The following is a 19,623-nucleotide window of genomic DNA, read 5'->3' on the forward strand; positions in this document are numbered from 1 at the left end:
CAACGTAGGCTACTTCGAAGCAGCGTTCGAGTAACGCGTTTCAATTAAACACTATCCAACGAATAACTGAAACGTAGTGAAGGAGCGACGCAAGACAACCAACCGCAAGTTTCAATTAAACACTATCCAACGAATAACTGAAACAAAGAATCGCACGGTAGTTAGCGACTAGATTTCTATGTTTCAATTAAACACTATCCAACGAATAACTGAAACTCAAGCCCGGCTGCCTTTTCAATAGCAGCCTTGAGTTTCAATTAAACACTATCCAACGAATAACTGAAACAACGCCCAATGCGCTGATAATGGCACGAATCTCGGTTTCAATTAAACACTATCCAACGAATAACTGAAACAGTGTTGATGTCCAACAAGGCGACAGTAGCTTCTTGTTTCAATTAAACACTATCCAACGAATAACTGAAACACAACAATGTGTCCTCGTTTCCAACAGTCAAGTTTCAATTAAACACTATCCAACGAATAACTGAAACTTCCCTTAGAAGAAACAAGCCCAACTTGCTTTGTTGTTTCAATTAAACACTATCCAACGAATAACTCAAACTTAATTAAAAGAAATCAGTTGTGACGCATAATCTCGATGATCTTTTCATCGGTTTGCTGCATCCCCTTGGTAATCATCGCACCAAGGTTATCAATCGTCTGTTCGACATCGGCAGAGACGATTCCCTGACCTTCAACGCCGTGACCAGCGAGCGCTAAGAAGCAGCATTTATAGGCTGTTTGTGCGGCCGTATGAACCTTCATGGCGCAGGTGGATTTGGCACCGTCGCAAACCATGCCGGAAGTGTCACTGATCACGTTGTTGATGGCCATGCAGCATTGCTCAAATGTACCCGAATTAAGGTAAACGAGAGCCATCGCTACGGCCGAAGAGGTGGCAGTGTTGCCGCAGAACGCTGACAGTGATGGGTAGTGCGATTTAATGTAAATAGCTCCAAGGTGCGAGAGGATGAGCGCCCGAGCCAATTTTTCATCATCCGCTTTAACGTACTCGGCCATTTTGACAACAGGAATGGTTGCCGTGATGCCTTGATTGCCGCTGCCGTAGTTACTCATGGCAGGCAGGGTTGCGCCGCCCATTCGAGCATCAGAGGCCGCAGCTGTACAGGCGGCCATATTGTTGATCAGGTCAGAACTCAAAATACCGGCCTTGATTTGCTCATTGATGGTTCGGCCGAGTTCAAGACCATATTCGTTTGCCAAGCCTTCAGCGGCCAAAGCCATATTGATATCACGTGCCTGGAGAATAAAAGCGATATCCTCAAAGGGAGCTTTCAATGCGAAATCATAGATAGCCTTTAAGTTGATTTCTTCTCCGCCCACAGCGCTTTGTCCTTCCGCATTGGTACTAATAGCGGGTTCTTTTTTGAAAACAACTTCGCCATTTTTTCGTTCTTCAACAATACCGGTATGGTCACCTTGGACGGTTACTTGCGCGGAATCACTTCCGGCATACGCAGTGGCGCTGCAGTAGACGGCATCAGGGCTATCGGCTCTTTCAATGCTGACGCAACCGTTTTCAATCATTGTCATGGCTTCTTTCACATGAGCGGGTGTAACGGTTGCCAATACTTCAAGCCCGGCGTCAGGATTGCCGCCCAAAGCGCCGACGGCTGCGGCGATGGGTAAACCGATTTGACCGGTTCCCGGTACAAAAACACCCATGGCATTTTTGTAGAGATTGTCACTGACTGCGACAGAAAGACGTTCAGGCTTTTTCCCTAAAAGTCTGGCTGCATGGGCTGCAGCATAGGCGATGGAAGTTGGTTCCGTGCAGCCTAAAGCGGGTTGAACTTCCTTTTTGATAATCGCGATAAAGTGTTCCCACTGTCGCATGTCTTTCTCCTTATGAGTCAATGGGCGCAGAACCGTGAGATTTTGCGCCCATTATTAAATGATTATTGAATCGCTTTTTGCTCGCCTTTCTTTTTCTTTAAGAACTTTGAAACGGCGATGATGGCAGTCGGAATTAAAGCAAACCCGATACCGCAAAGCAAAATCGTTGTCAGGTGGTCACGAATAAAAGGCATGTTGCCAAATAAGTGACCGGCCCAAACTAAACCGTAAACCCATGCAAAAGCACCCGTGATGGAATAAAACTCAAAGCGCCAAACCGGCATGGAAGCGGCTCCGGCAATTAACGGAGCAAATGTTCTGACGATGGGTACAAAACGGGCGAGAAAGATAGTTTTCCCGCCGTGGAGTAAATAGAACTGATGCGTTTTGTTAAGGGCTTCTTGGTCAATCCAGCTGATCGAGCCATCGTAGATTTTATGTCCAAGCCAAGAACCGATATAGAAGTTGGACGTATTGCCGAGAATAGCTCCAAGTGTGACAACCCCCGTAAGCCACCAGGGATCAATTGCTCCCGTTGCTGTCACGGCGCCGGCAACAAATAAAAGTGAATCACCCGGTAAAAAGGCCATGACCACAATCCCTGTTTCCAGGAAAAAGATCATGAACATGATGATATAAATCAGAATGCCGTAATCGTTGGCGATCGTAATTAAAAAGCGATCGGCGTTGGTAAACAAATCAATGAATAAAGACCAGTCCATAAACGGGGGAGCCAATCAAAATAAGGTTATTTTTATTAATTTAACGTTGGAGAGTTTACTCATTTTTAGGCTAGTTTTAAAGAGCTGTAAACGCACGAATTTGTTAGGCCCTATGTCCGCTGGCAAGAGCAAATTGTGAACACACAAAGCCCGGCGGAAAATCCAATGCTAAAATCCCGTCATTATGCAAGTACTGAATAACACAGAACATTCCCCAAAAAGAGCGATTAAAGAGCTCTCGGATCAATTGGTCAGTCAAATAGCCGCCGGCGAAGTGATTGAACGCCCGGCCTCCGTTCTCAAGGAGCTTGTCGAAAATGCCATTGACGCGGATGCCACCCGCATTGAGGTAAGACTGGAGTCAGGAGGAATAAAACGGCTGACGGTGACAGACAATGGTCGGGGGATTGCCAAAGAAGAGCTGCCTTTGGCCCTGAAGCGGCATGCAACCAGCAAAATTCGAGATCTAAACGAACTGGAACACGTTTTAAGTCTTGGGTTTCGCGGTGAAGCTTTGGCTTCGATTGCCTCAGTAAGCGCACTGACCTTAACGTCCAGAACACAGGATCAATCCTGTGCATACAGTATTCATGAAGGAGAGGTGGATGTTGCGGCCGGCACTCAAGGCACCAAGGTGGAAGTGGAGGATTTGTTTTTTAAAACGCCTGCCAGACGAAAATTTTTAAAGTCAGAGGCAACGGAGGCGGCGCATTGTAAAGTGGCTTTGGAGCGAATCGCCATCGCCCACCCAACTATTGAGTTTCGTCTTGTCAATAACGGCAAGCCGGTTTTGGTTTTACCTATTGAAGAAAGCCGCTCGCGTGTCAACAGGATTCTGCCCGATGAGTTTGCTCGCGCACAACGCGAGGTCTACGCCGAAACGGCTTCTGCGCGTGTTTATGGATGGGTAGGATTGCCAACGGCCGGTCGTGCTCGAACCGATGCTCAATATTGCTATGTCAACGGTCGCTTTGTTCGCGACAAGCTCTTAGCCCATGCGGTCAAGAGCGCCTATGCTGATGTGCTGCACAATCAGCTGCAGCCGATGTACTGTTTGTTTGTAGACATCGATCCCGTGAAGGTGGACGTTAATGTTCATCCGACAAAAAGTGAATTGCGCTTTAGGGATTCTCAGTGGGTTCACCAGTTTGTGATGCACGCGGTTCAAAACGCTTTAGCTCCCGCCTTATCGGCAATGGAAAGTGATGCAGGCGCTTCAGATCAATCTCAACCGCACACTCAAACGGTGCAAAAACCGATATCGGAGGGGACGGGCTCAACTCATGCCCGCGCATTTGAGTTGCGTTCCCAAGCCGCACCGGCTTATGAACCGTCGCAATTGAATCGGTACTTAGACTTTTATCAGACTAAAGCAGAACCGTCTCGAGGGCGTGTTATTCCGGACACTGTTCAAGCTATCCGCTCGGGTACAGCGTTTACTCAGGCGCATGATCAGGAGCAACTGACTTATCCCTTGGGAAGAGCTTTAGGGCAGGTTGGCGGCGTATTCATTGTGGCCGAAAACGATCACGGTATGGTGCTTGTGGATATGCACGCAGCGCATGAGAGAATCGTTTATGAAAAATTAAAAGCACAGATGGACGCTCAAACGCTTGCTGTTCAGCAACTTTTAATTCCGCTTGTGTTTCAAGCTGATGCTGAAGAAATGGCAACCTTTGAAGACAATCAGTCATTGCTTTTAAATCTTGGTATAGAGTTGGAAATTGCCTCTCCTACACATCTGCGATTGCGCGCTGTTCCCGCTGTTTTGGCTGCAGATATTGAGAAAACTGGAGAAGCGCTGATTACAGAGTTGTTGGCTGACATTAAAAAGTTCGGGGCGAGCAATTTGGTGGAAGAAAAGCGCAACGAGATTTTGGCCACCATGGCCTGCCATGGCGCAGTTCGGGCACATCGTTATTTAAGTATCGATGAGATGAATGCGCTTTTGCGTCAAATGGAGCAGACCGAGCGTATTGATCAATGCAATCACGGCAGACCGACTTGGGTGCAGATGTCCATGTCTGACTTAGATAAGCTTTTTATGCGGGGCAAATGATGGCCAAGGCTGTCTTATTGTTGGGACCGACAGCAAGCGGGAAAACAGCTTTAGGGGTGAAGCTTGCCCATACATTTAATGCGGAGATCATTTCCATAGACTCGGCCCTAGTGTATCGAGGGATGAATATTGGAACAGCCAAACCCACCGAAGAGGAAAAAGAAGGCGTTCCTCACCACTTAATTGATATTCGCGATCCCTTTGATAGTTACAGCGCGGCCGATTTTTTTAAAGATTGTGAAAGATTGATCGAAGAGATTACAGCTCGTGGCCGTTTGCCTTTAATCGTGGGCGGTACGATGCTTTATGCCAAGGCACTGAAAGATGGCTTAAATCAAATGCCTTCCAGTGATTTGAACGTGCGTGAAGAAATTGAACGGCAAGCGCGGCAATTGGGCTGGCCGGCCATGCACGAAAAACTCTCCGAAGTGGATCCGCAGACCGCTCACAGGCTTCATCCGACGGATTCTCAACGTATCAGTCGGGCTCTTGAAGTGTATCGACAAACTGGAAAGCCGATTTCCTATTATCAAAGTCAGCAAAATAAAGGTTCAGAGCACACTTTCCTGACATTAGGGCTCTTACCCAAGAATCGGAAGCTTTTGCACGAACGCATTGAAAAACGTTTTTTAATGATGATTCAGGCGGGCTTTCTCGATGAAGTCAAGCATCTCATGGCCGATGATCGTTTCGAGCGTCAAAGCCCCTCCATGCGAGCTGTCGGCTATCGTCAGGCCATCGATTATCTGAGCGGTGAGATCGATTACGACCGATTTGTTTTGGCAGGCATTGCTGCCACTCGCCAATTAGCCAAGCGTCAGATGACATGGATGCGTTCGATGCCGCAACTGGTGACCATTGATCCGTTTGAAGAAGATGCCAATGCTTTGGCAACCGAGCACATTAAAGAATTCTTGATTCCAAACTAAAAGTGGCCGCCCGGGGAGGCGGCCCAGCTTTATCCATCAATCCTTCAGATAGTATTCAACGGTTGTAACCACCCGAACGCGTTTAATGTAGGGCGTGTTGCTGTCTCGGTCATAAATTGAGAATTGCCCCTGAGAGGCGCGTCTGATTTTTCCTAATTCACTATCGCTGTCTTCAGCAAATTTTTGAGCGGTGGATCGGGCGTTTTTAGTGGCTTCTTCAACCATCTCCGGTTTGATAGAGTTCAAACCGTTAAAGGAAAATTGCGTACGGTAATTCTGCGTAAAAAGAACCCCTTTTTGAATCAATTCGCTTTGGTTGACCATGGCTTTTAAAACCGTATCAACATCGGTGGTTGCCACAGAAACGGCCATTTCCATACGGTATCGCTCGGGCGGCAGGTTATTGCCGTAAAAGTCAGCATGCAGATCCTGGACAGAAGGAGTGCCCTGAGAGATATCTTGAGCTTTTATGCCCTGGCTGATTAAAAAGTTTCGGATTTCTTCGCTTTGTGTTTGCGCTTTTTCATAGAGCGCACTCAAATCGTTGCCGGTGACGCGGAAGGTGACAGGCCAGATGACGTAATCGGCTTGAACGTTTCTTTCAGCCAGTCCTTTGACGGTAACGACACGATCACGATCGACAAAATGGTCAATACCGGCCTTTAGAGAAATGCCGACAGAGGCGATACCGATGGCCACACAGACGCCGGCGATTAAATTTTGTTGAACACTCATCTGCTTCTCCTTTAACCATTGCTCTTAGAAAACATGATAGGGAACAGAGGATGGTTCAGGGAAGAAAATTTTCAAATTGTTTTGAATTTAACAAAAGCTTTGATATTTTGTCTTTTTGACTAATCGCCTGAAAAATTCAGAACTTTTTTTGAAGATTCAAAGGAGAGACAACGGTTTATTAGGATATTTGTCTCTCCTTTGTGATTAAGAAGCCATTTCAGCGGCTTTCTTGGCGACCGCTTCTTCTTCCTTGGTACGGGTTCGGGCAACATAAAGTGCAGTTATGGCAAGCGCAACACCGGCTAAGAAGAGTCCGAGAGCTGTCATGCCCCAGAAACCGTATGCAGCAAGAGGAGTGCTGAAAGGTTCGCCAATAAAAGCCATGTAGTAGCCGCCGAAAAGTCCTACCCCCCAAAGCAATACGCCATAAATGACCATCGGCCAGAATGTGACCCGATAACCTCTTAATGCAAAGGAGCTCACGCATTGCATGGCATCAAAGACGTGATAAAGGATGCCAAAGAGAATAAGCGAAAAACCGATGCGAATAACGGTTTCGTCGCTTGTGTAAAGTGAGAGCAAAAAGCTTCTGCCAAAAAAGAGAGACAAAGCGACAATGGAGGCGACCGATACGGCAATAGTCAGACATTTTTTTGTTGCCTTTTCAGCGACGCTGGGCCAACCGGCTCCCAAGCACTGGGAGACCAAGACCGTACAGGAAATCCCGATTGCCAGTGCGAGCATGTAGCATAGACTTGTGATGTTGGCGACAATCTGGTGCGCTGAAACAGTGACGGCTCCAAAGCGCGAAATGAAAATGGCCATCAACGTAAACGAGCTCACTTCAAAGAAGGTCGACAGTCCAATCGGAATACCGATTTTCAGTTGCGCCCACATGGCACGAGGGTCTGGACCGTAGAAGCGTTTGCAGCGCATGAGCTGGTAGAAAGAATCTTTCTTCCAAACGTAGATATAAACGAAGAACGAAAGCCAGGTCAGAATCGTAGAAGAGACGGCAGCGCCGGCGCCGCCCAATGCGTCAAATCCCAGCCAGCCATACATGAATACCGCATTTAAAGGCGCTTTGAGCACCAGCATGGCCAAAGAAACGTACATCGTCACCTTGGGACGGGAGACAGCGGCATTCAATGCGATAAAAGCGCGTCCGCCCATAGCCGCGGGCAACCCCAGCATGCTGATCAAAAGATACTGAGAGGCCATGGTCTTTACCGGGCCTTGGGCTTGAGCCAGATTGGTCCAAATGTCCGTGCAGCCTAAAAGCGGCATGCCGATAAAGCATAGGAAAAAAGCAAGCCAGAGACACTGAGAGAGTTCAAAACCGATTTTCTCGAATTTCCGTGCGCCGAAATGGTGTCCGGCCAACGGGCTCATGCCTTGAAGAATGCCGACCAACCCCATGAAAACCATGATCATGGAAGCCAGACCCAAAGCGATGGCGGCCAGGTGGTCTGCGCCTAAATGGCCGGCCATAATTGTGTCGATGGTGCCGCCGCCCACAATAGCGATATTGGCAACGAAAATGGGGCCGGCCAATTTAGCAATGGCACGACCGGAAATATCAGGTGGGGTCAGACGTTGCGGAAGCGGATGACTCATTATTCACCTTTTTTATATAACACAAAGCGTTCACGGTCTCGCGGACGACTGTAGCGGCCGAGAACAGAAGATTCTTTTTGAGAACTGTCTTTAAAGGCCTTGTCAGTCGTGAAAACGAAACGACAAGTGTTGTCATCTTTAAATGTCAGTCCGTAGTAGTTAAAGAGGATCTCTTTGACAGGATCAACTTCCTGAATGCTCAGACAGTCTCGTTTTTTAGCGTGAGCTGATAAGTCTGTTGTCACTTCATGGACAATCGGTTCATAGCTGCGAGCGCGGTCGATGACCGGCTCAAATAAATAAACCGTGGTGATGCTAAGAGCCGTGATGCCGGCGGCGGCAAGCCAAGGGCCCTTCCAAGCCACCACTTGTGAGTGGTTCATACGCCACAAAACCAGGGTAAGCCATCCTAAAAGCGTGACAAAGCAGAGTACAAAAAGCAATCCGTGAAGCGAGGGGACAAGTCCAGGTGCCAAATTCACAATGGACTTAGACATCTTGGGTGGCCACCCGGTTTGCCAGGCAAAGAAGTAAAGCCATATGGTGATCAGGGCTAATGTGAAGACGGTTGCAGAGAACCAGTCGAGGATATTTTCGCGTGATCGTTTGGCTGACAAGAGACCAAATGCGGACAAGATGCAGAGCGGAACGGTCAAAAGCATCAGGAAGCGCTCACCGGGCAGGTGACCGGCGGCGGAAAATACCAAAAGTCCGATGAAAATCCAAAGCGGTATTTTGATGTGTGTGCGGTCCAGCTGTTTTCTGAAAGCATAAAGGCCCAAAAGGGCGAAAGGCCACAACGGCCAGAGAAACCAAATAAAGTTTTCCAGCATCCAGTAAACATCAGAACTTGCGATAAGACCGAAAAAGCCTAATTGCGTTTGCCACCAGATATCAAACCAGGCGTCAACCGTTTCAATGGCCACGGCAACGGCCAAAATGGGCCAGACGAAAAAGGTAGCACAGGCAGCCACAATAATGAGTGTGGCTCGGTTTATAAAGGGTGTTTCGTAGGCATGCACTCTTGCGTGAATGAAAAGCGCAATGATTAAAAGAGAAATACCTGCAAAAAGATTAGAGGCAAGAACAGCAGCGCCGACCGTCACTCCTGTTAAAAGAGGGGCTAAAACATCCCTTCTCAAGGTCCATGCCAAGGAAAAGAAAAAGGCGGCAACGATTGCTAAAAGCGCCGTTTCAACATACAGCTGCCGAATCGGAACAAAAAGGCCGAAAGTCGCGACAAACATAAGCAATGCCGCATCGGCGACAACCCGTCCGTAATCAATAGGCGAGGCTTCACCGCCGAACGCTAAAACAACGGGTTGAGCTTCTGAACGACGGGCAAGATACCAAGTCCCATACCAAATGCTTGAAGTTGCAATGGCAAACCAAACCAGAACGCTTAAGCGGCTTGCGCTGGCTTCGGAGAAAAGCGGTCCGAAAATTTTGGCAAAAAGAGCCGATACCCATAAAGACAGAGGGCCATCGGTCACATAGGCGTTCTCTCCCAATTGCGGCAAAAGCCAGCCGACCGCATCACTTTGCAGCATCGAGTGCACAAGCGCAAAACTGGTCAGCTCATATGAACTCCAAAAGTCGCGTGACAGCAAGCCCGGAATAATGAATACAACCAAAAGGGCCAGAAGCGCCATACGAGGCAACTTCCGAGCCGAAGCAGCCGAGGCAACAATCGGGGAGGGACGTTCTTCAAACATGTGAATAGGCTAATGAATTTGACTTAGCTATTGTAACGAAAAGAGGCAGTCCATATATGACAGACTGCCTCTGTTTGCGAGAAACTTTCAAAGAGAAAATTACTTCGCAGCCTTCTTGCCGAGGTTGGCGTACTTGGCGCGGAATTTTTCCACGCGGCCGGCTTCAACGATGCGCGTTTGAGCGCCCGTGTAGAAGGGGTGGCTTTCAGAAGATGTATCAAGCTTAACGAGCGGATAGGTCACGCCGTCGATTTCAACCGTTTCTTTGGTTTGAGCGGTTGACTTGATGATGAACGTCTTGTTGATGGACAAATCGCAGAAGGCCACTTCGCGATATTCGGGGTGAATACCTTGTTTCATTTGTAAAGTTTTCCTAAAAAATTATCGGCCGCCCTGAGAGCCTTGCGCACGAGCCCGGTTAACCAAGGTCTTACCGCGGGCATGCATCTCCACGTTCCGACAGAGAAGCGGAATTATCCAATAAATTCCTATAAATATCAAATTTTTGCAAAACTGTTGAGAGAAAAACGAATTCCAAATTTTTATCCCTTCAAAGATCAGTTAAAAAAAATTAAAAGCCAACTTTTAAAATTTTTGAAACTGTACTTTTAAAAATTTTAAAAATATTAAACGTGACTGACCTTGATCTTGCCTGAAAGTCACAAGTCTATTTTTTCCTTGGGTATCTTTCTATAATTTGCGCCTGTATTAAATTCAAAGAAAGGAAAGCGCCATGGCTCAACAAGAAGAGACTGGTGCTCTCAAACTCTGGGCTCCGGTAGCAGGCCTTACTTTATCGGCCTTCATCTTCAATACGTCTGAATTCATCCCGATTGGACTTTTAAGCGATATAGCCCGTGATTTTCAAATTACAGAATCCCAGGCCGGTACGATTATCACAGTCTACGCCTGGATTGTGACAGTTTTATCTCTACCTTTGATGCTTTTAGCCTCAAAAGTGGAATTTAAAAAATTGCTTTTGGGCATTCTCGGTCTATTCGTAGTAAGCCACTTTTTGTCAGCGGTGGCGCCTAGTTTCATCACGCTGATGCTTTCAAGAGCAGGCGTTGCCTTTTCGCACTCCATTTTCTGGTCCATTGCTTCGCCGTTAGCTGTGCGCATCGCTCCTCAAGGTAAACGCGCCACGGCGTTGAGCCTTGTTGTAACAGGGACAGCCGTTGCCATGATTGCCGGTCTTCCTTTGGGTCGCATGGTCGGTCTTTACATGGGGTGGCGAGCCACCTTTTTCTCAATCGGTTTAGTGGCTTTGGCGGTTGCCATATTTTTACTCTTTATTTTTCCGCGCGTGCCCGCCAACACCCAAGGCTCTTCTGTTGCAAAATTGCCGGGCATTTTGAAAAATCCTGCCTTAATTGGGGTGTACGTTCTGACCGCTTTGATCTTTACGGCTAACTTTACGGGTTACAGTTATATCGAGCCCTTTATGGCTCAGGTCGCTCATATGCCCGAAAGCGAGATTACCTTTTCGCTGACTTTGTTTGGTGTGGCAGGTATTCTTGCCAGCATTTTCTTTTCTCGTTGCTATGAGCAACAGCCCAAATTCTTTTTTGCAACCGGTACGTTTGGTGTCGGTATTTTTCTGGCATTAATGGAATTGTCTTCGGCACACATCTGGTCAGCTATGCTTTTGTGTGTTTTCTGGGGGATCACTTTCACAATTTTCGGTTTGGTATTTCAGGCCGTTGTGATTCGGCTGGAACCGCAATCCACTCCTATCGCCATGTCAATTTATTCAGGGATTGCCAACGTTGGAATCGGCAGCGGTGCGCTGGTGGGTGGTTGGGTGTGCTCGATACCGGCTATTGAATGGATCGGTTATGCGGGTGCGGTCTTTGCCTTTTTAGGCGGAATCATTTGCTTCGCAATGATTAGACGTTTTCTGGGTTGAGGTTAAAAAAACGGCTCTCCGGTTGATTGGAAGAGCCGCTTTTGCCAGCTTTTTAAAGCTTAACCGCCGCGACGCATTAAATCGAAGAAGTCGGCATTGCTCTTGGTTGCTTTCAAGCGTTCGAGCAAGAATTCCATGGCTTCGACTTCGTCCATGTCGCTCAAAAGTTTTCTCAAGATCCAAACCTTTTGTAAAACATCCGGCTTCAAAAGCAGTTCTTCGCGGCGGGTACCGGAACGCAGAACATTGATAGCCGGGTAAATACGTTTTTCGGCCAAGCGACGTTCCAAATGCACTTCCATGTTGCCGGTGCCTTTGAATTCTTCATAGATCACATCATCCATGCGGCTGCCGGTATCGACCAAGGCGGTGGCGATGATCGTAAGAGAGCCGCCTTCCTCAAGATTACGGGCGGCACCGAAAACGCGCTTGGGGCGATGCAGAGCATTGGCGTCCACGCCGCCTGAGAGCACGCGGCCGGAGGTGGGCATCACGTTGTTATAGGCACGTGCCAGGCGAGTGATGGAGTCAAGCAAAATCACGACATCTTTTTTGCTTTCGGCCAAACGCTTGGCTTTTTCGATAACCATTTCGGTTACCTGCACGTGGCGAGATGCCGGTTCATCAAAAGTACTGGCGACCACTTCTCCCTTAACTGTACGCTGCATTTCAGTGACTTCTTCAGGACGTTCGTCAATGAGCAGAACAAAAAGCACGCAGTCGGGATGGTTCGCTGTGATGGCATGGGCGATGTGTTGCATCAAGACGGTTTTACCGCTCTTGGGTGAAGCAACAATCAAGGCACGTTGACCTTTACCGATCGGGGCGATCATGTCAATGACGCGGCCGGTTAAATTTTCATCGCCTCTGATATCGCGCTCAAGCACCAGATGTTCATTCGGAAAGAGCGGCGTGAGGTTTTCAAAAAGCATGCGATGCTTTAAGTTTTCCGGCGGCTGACCGTTTACCTTTTCAACTTTGACAAGGGCGAAATAGCGTTCGCCTTCTTTCGGAGTGCGCACTTCACCTTCAATGGAGTCCCCCGTGTGCAGGTTAAAACGTCTGATTTGTGAAGGAGAAATGTAAATATCATCAGTGCTGGCGAGGTAAGAGGTTTCGGGGCTACGGAGAAAACCGAAGCCGTCGGGCAGAATTTCTAACGTTCCATCACCGAAAATTTGTTCACCGTCCTTGGCGCGTTTTTTCAAAATGGAGAACATGAGTTCTTGCTTACGCATGCGGTTGGCGTTTTCGACACCAAGGTCAATAGCCCAGTCCAAGAGCTTGGAGACATGCAACGATTTGAGTTCGGAAAGATGCATTTGAATTTTTGAAATTGTGTATTGAAAAGGCAGGGGAAGGCAGACAAGCTTTCACCGCTGTTCTGATCGTTAGGTATAAAAAGGATTTAATCAAAAGATTCCGTTCCGGATAATGAGCTCCGGAACGGATTCGGAGGGCATTTTAAACAAATTGATTTAAAAAATCTTCCAACTGAGATTGACCCATGGAGCCGACGTGCTGTTGGATGGGTTTGCCGTCTTCGTAAACGATTAAAGTGGGAATGGAGCGGATGCCGAGTTTGGCTGCGTATTCATTGGCTTCGTCAACGTTATATTTGGCAATGCGAAGCTTACCGTCAAACTTTTGAGCGGCGGCTTCCAAATGCGGAGCAAGCGCGCGGCAAGGTCCGCACCAAGGAGCCCAGAAATCCACAACCACAACACCTTGTGCCGTTTCGGTTTCATAGTTGGAGTCATTTAAGTGAACGATATCGCTCATGATTTCACCTTCATTCAATAAAAAATAAAAACTGTCCTGACAGTGATGCCACTGTGTCTGATGAGACGAGCATAACGGATTTTTCAGCGATTGGGAATTTGAAATTGTCTATTTTGGTAATAGTTTTCAAGGAACTTTGACGTATACAAAAAAATCGCCCGAAATTTCGGGCGACTTCAAACAAGTGTTTCGTTATTAGGCTTCTTCTTGAGCCTGGACTTGACCAGCCATGGCTTGGAATCCTGCGTCCACATAAAGCGTTTCAGCCGTAATGCCTAGTGCATAGTCAGACAGCAAGAACGCGGTCGAACGACCCACATCTTCAATCGTAACGGTCTGACGCAACGGCGAGATATCGCGAGCGTGAGCGAGCATCTTTTGGAAATCCTTAATGCCGCTTGCCGCCAACGTGCGGATCGGACCGCTCGATAAGGCGTTAACACGGATACCCTTGGGGCCGAGATCGGCGGCCATATAACGAGTGACGGCTTCAAGGGCGGCTTTAGCAACACCCATCGTGTTGTAATTGGGAACGACCTTTTCAGCGCCCAAGAAAGAAAGCGTCACAAGGGATGCTTTTCTGCCTTCAAGTTGTGGCAGGAAGGCTTTAGCCAAGGCGGCGAAAGAATAGGCGGAAATATTGATCGCCGCCATGAAGCCTTCACGGGAAAGACCTTCTAAAAATGACCCTTCAATGGCTTCACGCGGAGCCCAGGCGATGGAATGCACAAAACCGTCAAAACCTTCCGGCCACACTTCCTTGACACGGGCAGCCGCAGCTTCAATGCTTTCATCACTTGCAACGTTTAATTGAATAACAGCAGCGGCACCGAAATCGTTTGCGAAGCGTTCAAGACGCTCGCGGAAACGTTCGTTGTTATAGGTCAGAATCAGTTCGGCTCCTTCTTCCTTACATGCTTTTGCGATACCGTAGGCGATGGAGCGATTCGAAGAGATGCCGGTAATCAGCAGCTTCTTGCCCGTTAATAAAGCCATTTTTAAGTTCCTGAAAGTTTAAATCTGACTTAATTTACTGAAAAAGAGTGGCTTGTCAAGGGTGATTGCCTTAGGGGAATGTCCTAGTTTTTCTGTTACGGTTTTTACAAACTGGACTGTCATACTTTTCAGATAGTAATTTTTATCCATGAGGATAGTCTCTGATGAACGCTTTAAGTGATGTCTGTCTTAAGGACTTGCGAATTCGTCTGAAAGATAAAGAATATGTTCCGCTCATGGTCGGCGGCATGGGTGTGAACATTTCCACGGCTGAGATGGTTCTCGCCGTGGAGAAGTTGGGTGGTATTGCTCACATTTCCGATGCCATGCAAATGGATTTGTCCGACCGTCTTTACGGCACTGATTTTACGGCTAAGAAAGTTAAGCGCTATTACGGATGCCAAAAAAATCCGGATAAATCTGACAATCATTTTGACTTAAATGATGTGCGCGAGGCCTCTTTGCGTTATGTGGGCGATGTGATGAGCCGTGCTACGGGCAAAGGCTTGGTATTTCTCAATTGCATGGAAAAACTGACCTATAACGCCCCTCATGAGTCACTCGGCGTTCGTCTAAACGCTGCCTTGGATGCAGGTATTGACGGTATTACGCTTTCGGCGGGCCTACATTTGTCAAGCTTCAATCTCATGAGTGAGAACAAACGCTTCAACGATGCTTTGCTCGGTATTGTTGTTTCGTCTGTTCGCGCTTTGAATCTTTTCTTAAACCGCAACCGTCGCCTTAATCGTTTGCCTGATTACATTGTGGTGGAAGGTCCGCTGGCTGGCGGACATTTGGGCTTCGGTGAAGACTGGAGAGAATTTTCGCTTGAAGATATTGTCAGAGATGTAAAGGCGTATCTGGCCCATAATCACCTTAATATTCCGGTGTTTGCTGCCGGTGGTATTTTCACGGGTGGTGAAGCCGTCAGAATGATTAAAGAGGTTGGAGCCGATGGAGTGCAGGTAGCCACGCGCTTTACGATCAGTAAGGAATGTGGCCTGCCCGATGCGGTTAAGACCGCTTACATCAATGCCAAGGAAGATGACATCGAAGTCAATCACCTCTCGGCTACGGGTTATTTGATGCGTATGCTGAAGTCGTCTCCGGCCATTAAGATGCGTGTGCCGCCTAACTGTGAGCCGTACGGCTATATGCTTAAAGAGGGTAAGTGTCCGTATTTGACCCAGTGGTGGGACATGATGACAAAGAAGGCTATGCCTAAGCCTGAAGAGATGAAGTGCTGTTTGTGTACGCATATGAAGCTCTATAACGTCTGGACATGTGGCGCTAAGACCTTCCGACTTAAGGAAACGACGGTGAAGCTCCCGAATGGCCAGTGGTACTTCCCGAGTGCCGAAGAAATCTATAACGACTACATCACGAGCACGGGCGATCAAATTCAGTTGCCCAAACCGCTCTAAGTCGTTAGAGCTTTAAAAGAAGGCGGCCTGCGAGTGTTTTTTCGTAGGCCGTTTTTCTACAAAAAGTTCAACGAAAAAATCCTGAAATTTCAGGGGAAATTTGATAAACTGCGCTCCCGGCGGGTCCCCTCGCATGCATTCGTCGTGAACCTGGTCAGGCCGGGAACGGAGCAGCCACAGCGAAGTGAATGTAGTGCCGAGGATAAGGCTCGCCACTTCTTTTTTTGGTTTATTATCTCATTGATTTTAAAAGAAATTCAAAATCAAACTGCTAAAGAAACTACTAACGTATTAGATCAAACTTTAGCTTTTTTTGTTGTTTTTGCGCAACGTATATATAAGTTGAAAGGTGAAACACGTTTGTGAATCACCTTTAGTTTTGATGTTAAGGTTTAGGATCGGATGACCATTTTTGATAGTCACGCATCAATTCTTCGTAAGCTCTCAAGAGACGTCTGCAAGATTTTTGACGGTAATGGCACCAGATCTCATGTTGCTTAACAATTTCAGCAATTGCGGGCGATTTTGCCAAATATGCAATGAATGGCTCCAACGTCCCTTCCTCAAACAGGTCGACACACCAACCAATACCATCAACTTTTACAGCACCAATTTGATTGGCTACTTTGTTTGGGATTGAGTGTAAGGGCAAGTATTGACACGAAAGCAGTGAGTTGAATACTTCCGTTTGCTCAGCCAACAACGCTTGATACGCCGGGAAAGAATCTCCGACATATTCCATGAGTAATGAATAAACGCCAGCTGATACACAACCAACGCTTCCATCGTTCAATTTACGTTGGAGGTCAAATTCAATTTTAGGAAAGATATCACTCATGCGAATGATGTTCCCCAAATTGAAGATGCTTTGGAGCTCACCGACTCTTGAGCAAATCAATTCGTGTTCGCTAACACCAAGATATCTGCTACTGTCAAACGGCAAGAATAAGCCAATTCGATCAGACAAAAAGTCTTTACAGATTTCTTCGCCTAACGACGGTTCAATTGGTTTAGCTCTAATCGCTGAAATGTGGCTAGGGCGAAAGTGAATGTGCATGCCCTCTGGATCATCCAGATCAACTCGAATGGATTCGAGCTCTAATTCGTCAGCCAGATAAGGCACATCGAATATTGGATAAAGTCCAACACAATGGCTGTCGATGGCAGTGCAAATAACCGCCTGATCGATGTTAAATGCTTGCTTTAACATTTTTACCTCTCAAATGTGAATTTTCCCATCAACCAGTTGGTTGAAAAAGGAAATAATCTTCCGGTACTCTTCAACCGTTTTGGTTGAAAGTTTGTATTCTTTGCAGAACGCGATGAAGGTCCTTTTGCCAATTTGGCCAAAGTCCCTTGCCCCTCGCTTTTGAGCAAAGGCGATAAATTTCAATAACCTTGCACACTGAAGATGTCGGTACTTTTTGGCACCTTTTTTTCGGTAGCCGGCTGTGGCTTGCCAGGCCACTTGTCTTAGGTTCATTTACTACTCCCTAAGTAAGCATTAGTAACTGATAGGCGGCTATGACCTAACTCTTCTGTGATCTCTTGTCTGGTCGAGATATCAAGCAGTTTGGGAGCATTTCTTTTGCCTTTGATGACAGGTGCTTCAAATGACGATAGTGCTTGATATCTGTTGCAGGCATAAGCAGCTCTAAGAGCTTGTAACCCTGTGGTTTGAGCTACTGTTTTCACAATTTCCCTTGCGTGCCTCATATCTCCCTCTCGCCACTGCTTGTAGGTTTTGTGTTTTGGCACTAGACACAAGTCACTGTTTTCGATGCTGGAAAGTGCAAATTTCAATGCTTCGATTTGATTTGCATTAGTAATACGGACAATTCGTTTTCGACCGCCTTTTGTACCTTTAATAACGGTAATTTGTTGTTCTTTTTCAGCTTCTTTAATGGCCTGACGGATATTTAAAAGAGAAGCTTCTTTCGATCTAAGACCAAAGGCAAAACAAAGCCAAACAAGTGCTTTTTCTCTAGGGCGATTCCATAAGGCAGCAATTGCTTCCCAGATCAATTTATCGGTACGGGGAGGTGTTGTTCGTACAAAAGATCGATGACCGATGCCACAGTCTTTTGTCGGTGAGATTCTTTTCCATTGTGTTCCAATGATCAGTCGCATAATGGTATTGACTGAGGAAACACAATTTTGAGCATAGGCTACAGAAAGTTGCTTCTGTTGTGATTGCTCTGCTAGGGTTCGGCCGTAGTCAATCAGAGATTCTGAGGTGATGTTTTCTAGCCGACCGATACCCTTAGATTTGCAGTAGTCGCAGAACTTAACCCAATGTTCAAAATGCGTAGCACGGGAGGAGAAGGAAATTTCTTTACGCGCAACGGCGCGCTTTAATTCAATTTCCCCAATTCCTCGCAATGACCGGGTTCCCCAGCCTTTATTCCTCATACAACCCTCGTGGCAAAAAATAGGTTAGTGTTATTTGCACAAAAAAGAAGTGCTGAACAATGGTTTCAAAATCAGTCGGTTCAAGGCGTTGCCAGTCATCCTCTCATCACCGTAAGTGAGTGAACTCACTATCTGATTTTTTACAGATCGCCTGATATCCAAGGTTTTTATCCTTATTAGATTTCTGCGTCTCTGTGTATGAGGCAGCAAGATTTTTAATCTTGGGTTCTTAATGGTTGTTCAAAAATTGAACAACTACTACTGCCGTTTTTTGTCATCGCGAAGAGACAAACGGAAACTCACCTGAATTTAACGTTACTTACAGGCTTTATAACGTCCAATCAATTGATCGGAGGTTTGAGGAGATTGTATGGTTCAAGCGGAAAAGTATCAATATAAACAAATAGATAGATCGTATATTAAATTGATCATGCTAACCATGTTCACCATGTTCAATCAAATGGAAAAAACTTTTTACAAAAAATCTTCGGCTATAGCCTGTTAAAAAATGAGCAGGGGTAATTTGATTTCTCAGAATAATTATCTTTGAGGCTTAACAAAGAACAAAGTTTTGTTCTTCTCGTAGATCATTGGTGGCATACGATAGGTGTATTCCTTTGTCTTAGCTGGAGCAGAATAGATGTACGCGTATTGCGGCAAATACTTAGCGATGATTGGATAAAGGTCGTATTTGTTATAAGGGAACTGATCGCTATCGCCACGATATAAGGTTAAAGAATCGTATCCAAGAGCAGCGCGGTCGATATCTCGGGATTCAATCTTCCAAGCAGGGATGACTTTGCCGTTTGCAATAACAGGGGTGATTACGGTTTGTTGTTCGGGATGCGAAACGTAAACCTTCACTAGGCAACTGTTTTTAGGATCGTCAGTAATTTTGCAGCCTGAGCGTTCGTTGACAAAATAAATGTTCTTGCCAGCATAGCGATCAGGTTCGCCCCAAATATAAGCATCTCTAACAACAATTTTGAACTTTTTAGTAATGCCTAATTCCTTGGCGGCTTTTTTAGTTGCAGTCACGATGTGGTCAAGGAATTGTTTGCCAGCTTGATCACCCACCTTGGCTTTCGATACAGGAACGTAGCCGAAGTATCCGTCTTGCATTTCAAAGGGATCGCCACGCAATGCGCTATCAAGAAGGGCGAAACCGAAGCCCCAACCTAAGGCACCGACACCAGTGGCACCCGTCCCAAAATGACTGCCCCAATGCAATAAGCCAGAATTGATAGAACCGTTTAAGAGGATGGAGTCTTTGTCAATCTTGGCGTCTTTCGGCAGTTCAGCATCCGAAACACCCTTTAACCCGAAGACATCACCGATGTTTTTGGCTCGGCTTTCTGTTGTATCGTATTGCCAGTCATAGGCCTTATCGGTTAATTTGGTCATGCTGCACGCTGTCAGGGAAAGACAAGAAGCGCAAAGCAGCGTTAACGAAAGTTTTGAGA

At 46.7% G+C, this 19,623-nt stretch carries 17 protein-coding genes, 1 other RNA gene and 1 CRISPR repeat array (1 of these 19 cut by a window edge); of the genes, 5 read left to right on the plus strand and 13 right to left on the minus strand.

The features are described 5' to 3' along the window. A CRISPR array of direct repeats spans nucleotides 1-565; the repeat unit is 36 nt; unit sequence GTTTCAATTAAACACTATCCAACGAATAACTGAAAC; it begins 246 nt to the left of the window's first position. A 14-nt stretch (nucleotides 566-579) separates the two neighbouring features. Next, nucleotides 580-1,860 carry an L-cysteine desulfidase family protein gene (locus tag NW199_RS03275; RefSeq protein ID WP_258333624.1) on the minus strand — a complete coding sequence of 427 codons (1,281 nt, stop codon included), beginning with the start codon at nucleotides 1,858-1,860 and terminating at the stop codon, nucleotides 580-582. A 62-nt stretch (nucleotides 1,861-1,922) separates the two neighbouring features. Beyond that, on the minus strand, nucleotides 1,923-2,582 hold the full coding sequence (locus NW199_RS03280; RefSeq protein ID WP_022472572.1) for a VTT domain-containing protein: 660 nt from the start codon (nucleotides 2,580-2,582) through the stop codon (nucleotides 1,923-1,925). Nucleotides 2,583-2,766: 184 nt separating this feature from the next. On the opposite strand from NW199_RS03280, the gene mutL reads away from it, so the two are divergent. Both mutL and miaA read left to right on the plus strand, forming a co-directional pair. Next, nucleotides 2,767-4,641 carry a DNA mismatch repair endonuclease MutL gene (mutL, locus tag NW199_RS03285; RefSeq protein ID WP_258333625.1) on the plus strand — a complete coding sequence of 625 codons (1,875 nt, stop codon included), beginning with the start codon at nucleotides 2,767-2,769 and terminating at the stop codon, nucleotides 4,639-4,641. Next, complete coding sequence (miaA, locus tag NW199_RS03290; RefSeq protein WP_258333626.1) at nucleotides 4,638-5,570, plus strand: tRNA (adenosine(37)-N6)-dimethylallyltransferase MiaA; 933 nt, start codon at nucleotides 4,638-4,640, stop codon at nucleotides 5,568-5,570. The genes mutL and miaA overlap by 4 nt, the downstream gene beginning before the upstream one ends. A gap of 36 nt (nucleotides 5,571-5,606) precedes the next feature. On the opposite strand, the gene NW199_RS03295 is transcribed toward miaA, so the two are convergent. The 4 genes from NW199_RS03295 to NW199_RS03310 form a co-directional block, all read right to left on the minus strand. After that, nucleotides 5,607-6,305 carry an SIMPL domain-containing protein gene (locus NW199_RS03295; protein ID WP_249092642.1) on the minus strand — a complete coding sequence of 233 codons (699 nt, stop codon included), beginning with the start codon at nucleotides 6,303-6,305 and terminating at the stop codon, nucleotides 5,607-5,609. Nucleotides 6,306-6,509: 204 nt separating this feature from the next. Next, nucleotides 6,510-7,922, minus strand: a complete 1,413-nt coding sequence (locus NW199_RS03300; protein ID WP_258333627.1) for an MATE family efflux transporter — start codon at nucleotides 7,920-7,922, stop codon at nucleotides 6,510-6,512. Continuing rightward, nucleotides 7,922-9,637, minus strand: a complete 1,716-nt coding sequence (locus NW199_RS03305) for an ArnT family glycosyltransferase (RefSeq protein ID WP_258333628.1) — start codon at nucleotides 9,635-9,637, stop codon at nucleotides 7,922-7,924. Before NW199_RS03305 ends, NW199_RS03300 begins: the two co-directional genes overlap by 1 nt. Nucleotides 9,638-9,736: 99 nt before the next feature. Continuing rightward, nucleotides 9,737-9,997, minus strand: a complete 261-nt coding sequence (locus NW199_RS03310) for a type B 50S ribosomal protein L31 (RefSeq protein WP_022472578.1) — start codon at nucleotides 9,995-9,997, stop codon at nucleotides 9,737-9,739. 373 nt (nucleotides 9,998-10,370) lie between these two features. Between NW199_RS03310 and NW199_RS03315 the strand changes: the two genes are divergently transcribed. Then, nucleotides 10,371-11,546, plus strand: a complete 1,176-nt coding sequence (locus NW199_RS03315) for a sugar transporter (RefSeq protein ID WP_258333629.1) — start codon at nucleotides 10,371-10,373, stop codon at nucleotides 11,544-11,546. Between the two features lie 59 nt (nucleotides 11,547-11,605). Here NW199_RS03315 and rho read toward each other — a convergent pair whose 3' ends face one another. The 3 genes from rho to NW199_RS03330 all read right to left on the minus strand — a co-directional run bounded on the left by rho (nucleotide 11,606) and on the right by NW199_RS03330 (nucleotide 14,324). Continuing rightward, the gene (rho, locus tag NW199_RS03320) at nucleotides 11,606-12,868 is read right to left on the minus strand and encodes a transcription termination factor Rho (protein ID WP_249092638.1); all 1,263 of its coding nucleotides are present in this window, start codon (nucleotides 12,866-12,868) and stop codon (nucleotides 11,606-11,608) included. Nucleotides 12,869-13,010: 142 nt separating this feature from the next. After that, the gene (gene trxA / locus NW199_RS03325) at nucleotides 13,011-13,328 is read right to left on the minus strand and encodes a thioredoxin (protein ID WP_022473312.1); all 318 of its coding nucleotides are present in this window, start codon (nucleotides 13,326-13,328) and stop codon (nucleotides 13,011-13,013) included. 195 nt (nucleotides 13,329-13,523) lie between these two features. After that, a complete protein-coding gene (locus NW199_RS03330) occupies nucleotides 13,524-14,324 on the minus strand; it encodes an enoyl-ACP reductase FabI (RefSeq protein ID WP_022473313.1) in 801 nt (266 codons plus the stop codon). 164 nt (nucleotides 14,325-14,488) lie between these two features. Here NW199_RS03330 and NW199_RS03335 point away from each other — a divergent pair, with 164 nt between their 5' ends. Both NW199_RS03335 and ffs read left to right on the plus strand, forming a co-directional pair. Next, the gene (locus NW199_RS03335) at nucleotides 14,489-15,748 is read left to right on the plus strand and encodes a nitronate monooxygenase (protein WP_022473315.1); all 1,260 of its coding nucleotides are present in this window, start codon (nucleotides 14,489-14,491) and stop codon (nucleotides 15,746-15,748) included. 118 nt (nucleotides 15,749-15,866) lie between these two features. Continuing rightward, nucleotides 15,867-15,965: signal recognition particle sRNA small type (ffs, locus tag NW199_RS03340), an RNA gene on the plus strand. A 168-nt stretch (nucleotides 15,966-16,133) separates the two neighbouring features. On the opposite strand, the gene NW199_RS03345 is transcribed toward ffs, so the two are convergent. The 4 genes from NW199_RS03345 to NW199_RS03360 form a co-directional block, all read right to left on the minus strand. After that, nucleotides 16,134-16,958, minus strand: a complete 825-nt coding sequence (locus tag NW199_RS03345) for a BTB/POZ domain-containing protein (protein WP_258333630.1) — start codon at nucleotides 16,956-16,958, stop codon at nucleotides 16,134-16,136. Between the two features lie 9 nt (nucleotides 16,959-16,967). Next, a complete protein-coding gene (locus tag NW199_RS03350; RefSeq protein ID WP_022473317.1) occupies nucleotides 16,968-17,231 on the minus strand; it encodes a hypothetical protein in 264 nt (87 codons plus the stop codon). Then, nucleotides 17,228-18,160, minus strand: a complete 933-nt coding sequence (locus NW199_RS03355; protein WP_258333631.1) for an integrase domain-containing protein — start codon at nucleotides 18,158-18,160, stop codon at nucleotides 17,228-17,230. The genes NW199_RS03350 and NW199_RS03355 overlap by 4 nt, the downstream gene beginning before the upstream one ends. Nucleotides 18,161-18,700: 540 nt before the next feature. Beyond that, nucleotides 18,701-19,564: a hypothetical protein gene (locus NW199_RS03360; protein ID WP_258333632.1), complete on the minus strand. Its 864-nt coding sequence runs from the start codon at nucleotides 19,562-19,564 to the stop codon at nucleotides 18,701-18,703. Nucleotides 19,565-19,623: the final 59 nt, after the last annotated feature.

This window comes from Parasutterella secunda, from assembly GCF_024733725.1.
In the GTDB taxonomy this organism is placed as follows: domain Bacteria; phylum Pseudomonadota; class Gammaproteobacteria; order Burkholderiales; family Burkholderiaceae_F; genus Aphodousia; species Aphodousia faecalis.

Coding starts and splice junctions, on each gene's coding strand:
- NW199_RS03275 (WP_258333624.1), bottom strand. CDS start 1,860: ATGCGACAGTGGGAACACTTTATCGCGATTATCAAAAAGGAAGTTCAA.
- NW199_RS03280 (WP_022472572.1), bottom strand. CDS start 2,582: ATGGACTGGTCTTTATTCATTGATTTGTTTACCAACGCCGATCGCTTT.
- mutL (WP_258333625.1), top strand. CDS start 2,767: ATGCAAGTACTGAATAACACAGAACATTCCCCAAAAAGAGCGATTAAA.
- miaA (WP_258333626.1), top strand. CDS start 4,638: ATGATGGCCAAGGCTGTCTTATTGTTGGGACCGACAGCAAGCGGGAAA.
- NW199_RS03295 (WP_249092642.1), bottom strand. CDS start 6,305: ATGAGTGTTCAACAAAATTTAATCGCCGGCGTCTGTGTGGCCATCGGT.
- NW199_RS03300 (WP_258333627.1), bottom strand. CDS start 7,922: ATGAGTCATCCGCTTCCGCAACGTCTGACCCCACCTGATATTTCCGGT.
- NW199_RS03305 (WP_258333628.1), bottom strand. CDS start 9,637: ATGTTTGAAGAACGTCCCTCCCCGATTGTTGCCTCGGCTGCTTCGGCT.
- NW199_RS03310 (WP_022472578.1), bottom strand. CDS start 9,997: ATGAAACAAGGTATTCACCCCGAATATCGCGAAGTGGCCTTCTGCGAT.
- NW199_RS03315 (WP_258333629.1), top strand. CDS start 10,371: ATGGCTCAACAAGAAGAGACTGGTGCTCTCAAACTCTGGGCTCCGGTA.
- rho (WP_249092638.1), bottom strand. CDS start 12,868: ATGCATCTTTCCGAACTCAAATCGTTGCATGTCTCCAAGCTCTTGGAC.
- trxA (WP_022473312.1), bottom strand. CDS start 13,328: ATGAGCGATATCGTTCACTTAAATGACTCCAACTATGAAACCGAAACG.
- NW199_RS03330 (WP_022473313.1), bottom strand. CDS start 14,324: ATGGCTTTATTAACGGGCAAGAAGCTGCTGATTACCGGCATCTCTTCG.
- NW199_RS03335 (WP_022473315.1), top strand. CDS start 14,489: ATGAACGCTTTAAGTGATGTCTGTCTTAAGGACTTGCGAATTCGTCTG.
- NW199_RS03345 (WP_258333630.1), bottom strand. CDS start 16,958: ATGTTAAAGCAAGCATTTAACATCGATCAGGCGGTTATTTGCACTGCC.
- NW199_RS03350 (WP_022473317.1), bottom strand. CDS start 17,231: ATGAACCTAAGACAAGTGGCCTGGCAAGCCACAGCCGGCTACCGAAAA.
- NW199_RS03355 (WP_258333631.1), bottom strand. CDS start 18,160: ATGAGGAATAAAGGCTGGGGAACCCGGTCATTGCGAGGAATTGGGGAA.
- NW199_RS03360 (WP_258333632.1), bottom strand. CDS start 19,564: ATGACCAAATTAACCGATAAGGCCTATGACTGGCAATACGATACAACA.